The following is a 6,897-nucleotide window of genomic DNA, read 5'->3' on the forward strand; positions in this document are numbered from 1 at the left end:
GCACGTTCATATCCCTCAGCGCCCTCGCAAACCGGCGTCCAACACCGCGCGGGCAATCGGCGCGGCTACCGAGCCACCGGTCGCGGCCAACGCCCGGTCGCCGCCGTTCTCCACGATCACCGCGATGGCGATCTTGGGGTTCTGTGCGGGCGCGAAGGCGATGTACCAGGCGTGTGGTGGCGTATTGCGCGGATTGCTTCCGTGTTCGGCGGTTCCGGTCTTAGAGGCGATTTGGTACCGGGTCTGGCCGTGTCCGACGGTGTTGTCCTCCGACGCGATCATCAGGTTGGTCAGCGTCGACGCTACCTGGGCGCTGACAGCTTGGCCGACCGAGACCGGTTTATTTTTCGAGAGCTCGCTCAGATCGGGTCCCTGCAGTTGGTCGACCAGGTACGGCTCCATGCGGACGCCGCCGTTGGCGATGGTCGCGGCGATGACCGCATTGTCGAGTGGGGTGAGCGCGACATCGCGCTGGCCGATGCTGCTCTGGGCAAGTGCGGCGTTGTCCGGAATCGTGCCGACGGTACTCTCCGCCACCGGAATCGGGATGCCACGGTGCGCGCCGATGCCGAATGCGGCGGCCTCGTCCTTGAGGTTGGCGGAGCCGACTTTGACTCCGAGTTCGGCGAATGCGGTATTGCAGGATCTGCGGAACGCCTCGGTGAGCGACGCGGTGGGTCCGCTGCCGCAGGTGGTGCCGTTGTAGTTCTCCAGCGTCGTGGCTGTTCCGGGCAACGTGATGTTCGGTGCGGCGGTGAACTGGTCGTCGGGGGTTGCGGTGCCGTTGGCCAACGCGGCGGCGGTGACGACCACCTTGAAGGTGGAGCCCGGCGGATAGGTCTGCGACACAGCACGATTCAACATGGGTTGGCGCTGGTCCGCACTCAGCTCTTCCCAAGATTTGGTGCCCTGGGCGCCATCGTGCCCGGACAACAGGTTCGGGTCGTAGCTGGGGGTGGACACCATGGTGAGAATCTTGCCGGTACTCGGCTCGATCGCTACCACGGAACCGGTGTAGCCCTTGGCGGTCAACTGTTCGTAGGCGGTCTGCTGCATCACCGGGTCCAGCGTGGTGAGCACATTGCCGCCACGCGGATCACGACCGGAGATCATATCGATCAGGCGTCGCCCGAACAGCGAATTGTCCGAACCGTTGAGCACCGTATCCTCGGCGCGCTCCAGACCCGTGCTGCCGTACTGCATCGAGTAGAAGCCGGTCGCCGGTGCGTACGCCTCCGGATCGGTCGGGTAGGTGCGCAGGTACTTGTAGCGGTCGTCGGTGGCGACCGAACTGGCCAGCACCGTGCCGCCCGCGGAGATCTGCCCGCGCTGGCGGGCGTATTCGTCGAGCAGCACGCGTGAGTTGCGTGGATCGGTGCGGTAGTCGTCGGCCTTGATTACCTGCACATAGGTGGCGTTGATCAGCAGCGCGACGATCATGAGCATGACCGCGACCGCGACCCGTCGTAGCGGTGTGTTCATTCTTGCGGCCTCGCTTCCGGTTTGCGCAGAAGCTCGGTGGTCGCATCCGCGATCGGGGCCACCGGATCCTTCTTGCGCACCGGCGCCGGGGCACGTGCCGCGTCGGAGACCTTGATCAGCAGCGCCAGCAGCGCGTAGTTGGCCAGCAGCGACGAACCGCCGTAGGACATGAACGGGGTGGTGAGACCGGTCAGCGGAATCAGTTTGGTGACACCGCCGACCACCACGAACAGCTGGATGGCGATGGTGAACGACAAACCGGCGGCCAGCAGCTTGCCGAAGCTGTCACGCACGGCCAGGGCGGTACGCAGACCACGCACCACGAATACCAGGAACAGCAGCAGCACCGCGGCGAGTCCGAACAGGCCGAGTTCCTCGCCGATCGTGGTGATGATGAAGTCGGTCTTGGCGAAGGGCACCTGCGATGGCCGTCCGCTGCCCAAACCGGTGCCCGCCAATCCGCCGGTGGCCAAGCCGAACAGCGACTGCGAGATCTGGTAGCCGGTGTTGTTGTAATCCGCGAACGGGTGCAGCCAGGTCTGGGTGCGTACCCGCACATGGCTGAAGGCCTGGTAGGCGAAGAAGAATCCGATGCTCAGCAGTGCGCCGCCGATGATGAGCCAGCCGACGCGCTCGGTCGCGATGTAGAGCATCACCAGTACCGTGCTGAAGATCAACAGCGAAGTACCGAGGTCCTTTTCGAAGACCAGCACGCCGATGCAGACGATCCAGACCACCAGGATCGGGCCGAGGTCGCGAGCGCGCGGGAACTCCATGCCGAGGAAATGCCGGCCGGCCGCGGTGAACAGATCGCGCTTGGCGACCAGCACCGAGGCGAAGAAGATGATCAACAGGATCTTCGCGAATTCACCAGGCTGCACGCTCAATCCGGGCAGCCGAATCCAGATCTTGGAGCCGTTGGTCTCCGAATACGCCCCGGGCAGCAGTGCCGGAATCGCCAGCGCGACAAGGCCTACCAGGCCCAGGGTGTAGCTGTATTTGGCCAGCGTGCGGTAATCGCTCAGCACGACGAGGATCCCGATGAAGATGATCATCCCCAGCCCGGTCCACAGGATCTGTTGATTGGTGTCGGGGGAGGGGATCGGCCACGAGTTGTAGGCGGCGGTCTGCGCATCGGCGAGATCGAGCCGATGGATCAGCACCAGGCCGAGTCCGTTGAGCAGCGCGGCGATCGGTAAGAGCAGCGGATCGGCGAACGGTGCGAAGCGCCGCACCGCGAGATGCGCCACCGCGAACAGGGCCAGATAGGCGAGACCGTACTTGGCGATATCCCAAGTGACCGATTGCTCCTGACTCGCCTCGACCAGGAAAAGCGAAACGGTGACAATGCCCGTCGCACCGGCAAGCAAGATGAGTTCGGCATTGCGCTTCGTCGACGGCGGCGGCGCTGGCGCGAATCCGCCCGGAGGACTGGGAAAGGCCCCAGCGGACGGTGGTGCCGGAGCGGACATCAGTCCGTCACCCGGCAAGGCTCCCCCGCCGTCTGGGGGTTCGGCGACGCCGTCGCCGTCGGGGTCTTGGCGTCGGGGCTCTTGGTTTCAGCTGGCTGCGTTTCGGGTGCGGGCGCCCGGTTCTCGATGGTCGGCGCGACCGTCGTCGGCGCGGGACCGGGCTGCGTCGGCGGTTCGCTCGGCGGCACCACGCCGGGCTGCGGCACCGACTCCTTGGACGGGCAGGGACGCAGCAGTTCGTTGCGCGCCAGCATCTGCATCTGCTTGCGCGCCTCGTCCAGCGAACCAGGCGGCAGTCCCTTGTCGACTTGGTCGTGTCCGGTCTGCTTGAGATCGGAAACCTTGAGCCCCTTGCATTTCGACGGCAGACTCTCACCCGGTTGCAGGAGGGTGAGGGCGCCGCTCGGGTCGACACAGGCGATCGTTTCGACCTCGTGGATCGAATACCCCAGCACCGAACCCGGCAGCCCGCGCATGATGACGACCCGGTCGTTATCCGCGCCGACATAGTAGTTGCTGCGAATCATGTTGTAGCCGACCAGCAATCCGATTGCCGCGGCCAGCACCAGGGCGACGGCGAGCAGAATCCAGCGCAGCTTATGCGATTTGCCCTGCGGCGGCGTCTCCGGTGTGGCGGCGGCCCTGCGCGGTTCGGCCCGCGGCGGACGCATCGCGGCGGCCCGACCGGCGGCGGTATTCGGTGGCGGGGTGTCCTCGTCCTGACCCGATGCCGCGCCAGCGACGATCGGATGGCTCTGCCCGTAGTCCAGATCGATGACATCGGCGACGACCACGGTGACGTTGTCCGGACCGCCACTGCGCAAGGCGAGTTCGATGAGCCGGTCGGCACATTCGTCGGTGCTGCCCTCGCGCATGGTGTTGGCGATGGTCTCATCGCTGACCACATCGGACAGACCGTCGGAGCACAGCAGATAGCGATCTCCGGCGCGGGCCTCGCGCATGATCAGCGTCGGCTCGATCTCGTTGCCGGTCAGGGCGCGCATGATCAGTGAACGCTGCGGATGGGTATGCGCCTGCTCGGGCGTGATCCGGCCCTCGTCGACCAGCGACTGGACGAAGGTGTCGTCGCGGGTGATCTGGGCCAGCTCGCCGCCGCGCAGCAGATAGGCGCGCGAGTCACCGATGTGGACCAGGCCGAGTTTCTTGCCCGCGAACAGGATTGCGGTGAGCGTGGTGCCCATACCGTCGAGTTCGGGCTCTTCCTCGACGTGATCGGCAATGGCGGCATTGCCCTCGTGGACGGCGGTATTGAGCTTGCCGAGCAGATCGTCGCCGGGTTCGTCGTCATCGAGGTGGGCGAGTGCGGCGATCATCAACTGCGATGCCACCTCGCCGGCGGCATGGCCGCCCATACCGTCGGCTAGTGCGAGCAGCCGTGCGCCCGCATAGACGGAGTCCTCGTTGTTACCTCGGACAAGACCGCGGTCGCTGCGCGCTGCGTAGCGGAGAACAAGTGTCACGATCGCAGCTCGATCACTGTTTTGCCGACACGGACGGGGGTGCCGAGTGGAACTCGGACTGCGGTGGTGACTTTCGCGCGGTCGAGGTAGGTGCCGTTCGTCGAACCGAGGTCTTCGACGTACCAGTCGTCACCGCGCGGTGAGAGCCGCGCATGTCTGGTCGAGGCGTAATCATCGGTGAGTACCAGCGTTGAGTCGTCCGCACGTCCGATCAGCACCGGTTGGGTGCCGAGCGAGATGCGAGTGCCGGCGAGTGAACCTTGAGTCACCACAAGAAATTTGGCGCCCTTCTGGCCTCGGCTGAAAGACGGCAGCACCGCGGAACCGCGTGCGGCCCTGGGCTGAATCCGGATGCCGGATGCCGCGTAGATGTCGCTGCGCAGGGTGCGCAATACCGCCCACACGAATAACCACAACAGCAGCAGGAACCCCGCACGGGTCAATTGCAGGATCAGTCCCTGCACGGCGCTCCACCTCCTGTTCGACCGTGTACGTCGGTGCCCGTAGGTGCGAGTTCGCCCCCACCGGCTTGCTGGTTTCGCGAGCCCCGGTCCTGGCGACGCGCGTGTGTAGGCAGCATCATAGGGCCGTGGGTCGAGTTCGATCACGATACGGCCGCAGAATCCCTGTCCGCCATGTCGTGACCTGCACCGCGAGCTTACGGGATCAGACGATACGGATCAGGATCTCGGAGTGTCCGGCGCGGATAACATCGCCGTCGGCCAGCTGCCAGTCCTGAACCGGGGAGCCGTTGACGAGCGTGCCGTTGGTCGAACCCAGATCCGAGAGCATCGCCGTCTGCCCATCCCAGCGAACTTCGATGTGCCTGCGCGAAACCCCGGTATCGGGCAGCCGGAAGTGCGCGTCCTGACCCCGGCCGATGATGTTGCTGCCCTCGCGGAGCTGGTAGGTGCGGCCGCTGCCGTCGTCGAGCTGCAGCGTCGCGGAGTAGCCCGAACCCGCTTGTGCGCCACCGCCATACGCGGGCGCCGGCGCCTGGTAGCCGCCGCCCTGCGCGCCATAGCCAGGTTGTTGCGAATAGGCCTGACCGTAGCCGCCCTGCTCCTCGGGCGCGGCGTAGCCCGGCTCGCCGTAACCCGGTTCCGCGTAGCCCTGTTCGCCGTAGCCGGACTGCGCGTAACCCTGCTGGCCATAGCCCGGCTGCTGACCGTAGCCGCCCTGGTCGGCGTAGCCCTGTTCGCCGTAGCCGGGCTGCCCGTAGCCCTGCTGGCCATAGCCCTGGTCGGCGTAGCCCTGTTCGCCGTAGCCGGGCTGGCCATAGCCCTGCTGGCCGTAGTCCTGTTCGCCATAGCCGCCCTGCTGCTGGCCATAGCCGCCACGCTCGCCGTAGCCTCCGCCGTAGCCAGGCTCCTGATAGGCCTGCTGGCCGTAGCCTTGGCCACCCTGCTGGTAGTCGTAGCCGTTCTGGTAGTCGCCGTAACCCTGCTGCGAGTCCGGCGCCTGGTAGTCGGGGCCACCGCCGTAGGGCGCCCCGCCCCGGCCGTAGTCTTCGCGGTACGCACCGTTCGGCGGCCCGGGCCGGCCCGCAGGCGGCGGTGCGTACCCGCGGCTGCGTGGATCGGACTCCGCGGGCTCACGGCTTGGGTCGTAGCCTGAGTTCTGCGTCATGGGGCCAGCTCCTGGTTGCGGGTGTGCAGGTCGTTGTGGCGTGGGTTCGGGGCTGCGAGCCGCGGTGGCTCTGCGGCCGATGTCGGGATCGACCCGACCGCTCGCCCTGAACTGTCCGGTGTGCAGCGTAGGTGATGCCTCGAATGCCACGTGTACTTCGCCGTAGGTCTGCCAGCCTTGCTCGCGGATGTAGTCCTGAAGGTGTTTGGCGAACGCGCGGGTGGTGAGGTCGTGGTCGGCGTCGAGTTGTTGGTGATCAGAGCTGTTGATGGTGATCACATAACTGTTGGGCGCCAACAGATGTCCGCCACCCAGATCCTGGATATTGTCGGCGGCTTCCTGCTTGAGTGCCGCTTCCACCTCCTGGGGAACGACACTGCCCCCGAAGGCTCTGGCGAACACGTCACCGACGGCGCCTTGCAGGCGACGCTCGAATCGAGAAACGATGCCCATCTCGGCCTCCCTTCGGTGCGCGTCTGTACTGATTCATAACAACGACACGCGGATATGGCGTGTCGCGTATCGACCACGTTCATTGCATGATATCCACGATCGTCCACACCTGTAACTCCCGGAAGCCGGCCTGGGTTCCCGTGCCGGTCCGGACCGGCCGCTAGGGCCGTCAACAGGCGATTTCGTGTCTCACCGACCCGCGTGATACTGTCTCTCAGTCGCTCGGGCGAGTGGCGGAATGGCAGACGCGCTGGCTTCAGGTGCCAGTGTCCTTCGGGACGTGGGGGTTCAAGTCCCCCTTCGCCCACAACATAGACGCAGATCAGGGGCATGACCTACGGGTTATGCCCCCTCTGCGTCCACACAGCGGTCCACAGGGA

General features: G+C 65.8%; 5 protein-coding genes and 1 tRNA gene. 1 reads left to right on the plus strand and 5 read right to left on the minus strand.

All coding sequences use genetic code 11. The annotated features are described in order from the left end of the window. Window positions 1-15: 15 nt before the first annotated feature. The 5 genes from ACIBG0_RS38100 to ACIBG0_RS38120 form a co-directional block, all read right to left on the minus strand. Complete coding sequence (locus ACIBG0_RS38100) at window positions 16-1,482, minus strand: peptidoglycan D,D-transpeptidase FtsI family protein (protein ID WP_397039841.1); 1,467 nt, start codon at window positions 1,480-1,482, stop codon at window positions 16-18. Then, a complete protein-coding gene (locus ACIBG0_RS38105) occupies window positions 1,479-2,954 on the minus strand; it encodes an FtsW/RodA/SpoVE family cell cycle protein (protein ID WP_397039842.1) in 1,476 nt (491 codons plus the stop codon). Before ACIBG0_RS38105 ends, ACIBG0_RS38100 begins: the two co-directional genes overlap by 4 nt. Next, a complete protein-coding gene (locus ACIBG0_RS38110) occupies window positions 2,954-4,435 on the minus strand; it encodes a protein phosphatase 2C domain-containing protein (RefSeq protein WP_397039843.1) in 1,482 nt (493 codons plus the stop codon). Before ACIBG0_RS38110 ends, ACIBG0_RS38105 begins: the two co-directional genes overlap by 1 nt. After that, complete coding sequence (locus tag ACIBG0_RS38115) at window positions 4,432-4,899, minus strand: FHA domain-containing protein (protein WP_014980860.1); 468 nt, start codon at window positions 4,897-4,899, stop codon at window positions 4,432-4,434. Before ACIBG0_RS38115 ends, ACIBG0_RS38110 begins: the two co-directional genes overlap by 4 nt. A 202-nt stretch (window positions 4,900-5,101) precedes the next feature. After that, window positions 5,102-6,517, minus strand: a complete 1,416-nt coding sequence (locus tag ACIBG0_RS38120; RefSeq protein ID WP_397039846.1) for a DUF3662 and FHA domain-containing protein — start codon at window positions 6,515-6,517, stop codon at window positions 5,102-5,104. Between the two features lie 224 nt (window positions 6,518-6,741). On the opposite strand from ACIBG0_RS38120, the gene ACIBG0_RS38125 reads away from it, so the two are divergent. Continuing rightward, a tRNA-Leu gene (locus ACIBG0_RS38125) sits at window positions 6,742-6,824 on the plus strand. Window positions 6,825-6,897: the final 73 nt, after the last annotated feature.

The sequence above is a fragment of the Nocardia sp. NPDC050630 genome (genome assembly GCF_044457245.1).
Lineage (GTDB): Bacteria > Actinomycetota > Actinomycetes > Mycobacteriales > Mycobacteriaceae > Nocardia.

Coding starts and splice junctions, on each gene's coding strand:
- ACIBG0_RS38100 (WP_397039841.1), bottom strand. CDS start 1,482: ATGAACACACCGCTACGACGGGTCGCGGTCGCGGTCATGCTCATGATC.
- ACIBG0_RS38105 (WP_397039842.1), bottom strand. CDS start 2,954: ATGTCCGCTCCGGCACCACCGTCCGCTGGGGCCTTTCCCAGTCCTCCG.
- ACIBG0_RS38120 (WP_397039846.1), bottom strand. CDS start 6,517: ATGGGCATCGTTTCTCGATTCGAGCGTCGCCTGCAAGGCGCCGTCGGT.